Consider the following 2,465-nt stretch of genomic DNA (forward strand, 5'->3'; position numbering starts at 1 on the left):
GTCTCAAATCGCTATCCGATAATTCAYAGGTGGGAACTTGAATAGATACTTTCATCATGATATTTTCCTCCTAACCGTTATTGGCGATCGCGACCAGGTCTAAACTTCGTTTAATAATAGATTCCAATCGTACATAATGCTCACGTTCCACTTGAACTAGCGGAGTTCGAACTTGGAGACCAACTGGCAATCCAACAATGTTCATGCCCGCTTTAATCAGTGAAACGGCATACCCTTTGCGCAATTGACGAATCCGATGGATGGGTAAAATGACTTCTTGATAGATGGAATTGACCGTTGCCTGATCTCCAGCAAGTAAACTAGTATAGAAGGTTCTTGAAACCTGCGGAATGTAATTGGAAATCGCGGATGAGTAGGATAGATAGCCTAGTGCCGAGTAGGCTGGCATCGTTAATTCAGCAAGCGGCATCCCATTCATCCATTGTAACCTTGAACCAATTGATTGTACGAATTCAATGTTTAGTTCAAAATTGCCTAATCCGTCTTTGAAACCAATGACGTTAGGTAAGTTAGCCAGTTTTTCCAATGTGCTTAAGGTAAAAATCGCGTTATCACGCTGATAGATAATGACAGGTAAACTTGTGCTCTGTGCCAACGTCCGATAGTAGTTAAACAAGCCCTCTTGCTCGGGGATGATCAAATAAGGCGGGAGCAATAATAAACCGTCTGCACCGTGTTTCTCTGCAAGTTGTGCGCGTTCTACCGCTGCTCGAATATTGCCTCCAGCCCCTGCGAATACGGGTACTTTGCCTGCAACCGTCGCAACGCCAACCGTGACTACTCGCTCATACTCGTTGATATCCAAGGATTGATATTCGCCAGAACCCGCGCATACAAAAACGGAATCCAAGCCATTTTCCACCAAAAAATGTATATTAGCTTGTAAAGCTTTCTCATCTATTTGCTCCTGAAGATCAAATGGTGTTACCGGAAAGCCCATGATGCCTGCGAGTGAAATGTTCACATGATTGCCCACTACTAACAGCTCCTTTTCAACTTCTTACGTGCCTATAAAAGTAAGTATAGAAAATGAAGACGTTTTCGTCTTTGTAAAAACATGCCGCTTTTTTTCAAAAAATCCATGCTATAATGATCTTCAGTCTACTTGAAAGGAGCCCTCATGCGTGTTGAATCCATCCATTTACTCGCGTAGTAACTTGTATCTCAACCAAAACCTGGTTCAGCTGCAAGGTGTCTCCGCCTCCATATTCGTTCATTACTGGGGTGCGAAACCGCAGCATAAGGGCAATCGTCCGCATACACATTCTTTTTTTGAAATCTGCTACGTCGTCGAAGGAGAAGGCCACTACTTTCACGATGGCATAACATACCCGCTTCGGCCAGGAACTCTATATTGCTCGAAGCCCGAAAGTCGCCATTCCATCCAAAGCGAGGAAGGCATGCTGTTATTATTTTTTGCACTAGAGCCGGTCGTATCCGAATCGAGTGAGGCTTTTATGCAGGATTTTAGCCAGCTATGCGCTTATCCGCATCTTTTCATACCGAATGCTGAAGGGACAGCTCCCATGCTCATTTGGCAGGCGCTGCTCATCCAAGCTTCGGAGACGGGTGATCGCTATAAGGAAACGATTGAACAACTAGCCTATACGCTGGTCATCAGTTGTATCTCCTTGTTTCTACAGCATTGCCGCTCGGGTGATACGGCTTCGTCTACTTTTGATATGGAGCTGCAAGGCACACTCAAGAAGGTCAAGGCCTATATTCAGGACCATCTTTCTCATAAAATGGCACTGAGTGACGTGGCGCAAAGCCTCCACTTGTCCGAGCGACAGCTCTCCCGCCTGATCTCGGATGAACTGGGCCAAACCTTCCCGTCGATCGTGAAAACGGAAAGAATCAAAAGAGCCGCCTATCTACTTGGCTACACAGACATCCCATTGAAACAGATTGCAGAGGATACCGGCTTTGAAAGCATCCACTATTTCACACAGGTATTTACCAGAGAAATGGGAACGCCACCCAGTCATTTCCGCAAAAACTGTCTGAACTCCGAAACCGTCGACGCTTGGATTCATACGTATCTGGCGCAAGTTGCGACACGTTATCAGAAGAATCGGTCCAACTCGCCATCCACCCTCCTCGAACTATAAAATAACTGGAAAAACTCCAGCTATTTTCAACCATTTTCTCGCTTTCTGAGTAATTGGTTAAATCTAACTGGAGTTTTTCCATCTAATTGGTAAATTTCGCTGTTTCCAGCAAAATTAGCTGTACTTTTTACATCTAGTCCTCATTCAGCTTATGTCTGACTTATTCCTGCCAAATACTCATCGAATCCTACACTTCCATCGCCGTATTTGGAAGCACCATATGGATATTGTCCTCCCAAAATTGAACGAATGACATGCGATTCGTCTTACGAATGACTTTCATATACGTGCTCCTTACCAAGCGAAAATTAGGAAATATGTGCGTATGGAGCC

General features: G+C 44.6%; 2 protein-coding genes. One reads left to right on the forward strand and one right to left on the reverse strand.

Translation table 11 applies throughout. From position 1 onward, the window contains the following. Positions 1-70: 70 nt before the first annotated feature. Positions 71-997 carry a 5-dehydro-4-deoxyglucarate dehydratase gene (kdgD, locus tag AC1DLM_RS35130; RefSeq protein WP_477572594.1) on the reverse strand — a complete coding sequence of 309 codons (927 nt, stop codon included), beginning with the start codon at positions 995-997 and terminating at the stop codon, positions 71-73. Positions 998-1,145: 148 nt separating this feature from the next. Between kdgD and AC1DLM_RS35135 the strand changes: the two genes are divergently transcribed. Continuing rightward, the gene (locus AC1DLM_RS35135) at positions 1,146-2,132 is read left to right on the forward strand and encodes a helix-turn-helix domain-containing protein (protein WP_477572595.1); all 987 of its coding nucleotides are present in this window, start codon (positions 1,146-1,148) and stop codon (positions 2,130-2,132) included. Positions 2,133-2,465 lie beyond the last annotated feature (333 nt).

It is taken from the genome of Paenibacillus sp. 01T442 (assembly GCF_056398345.1).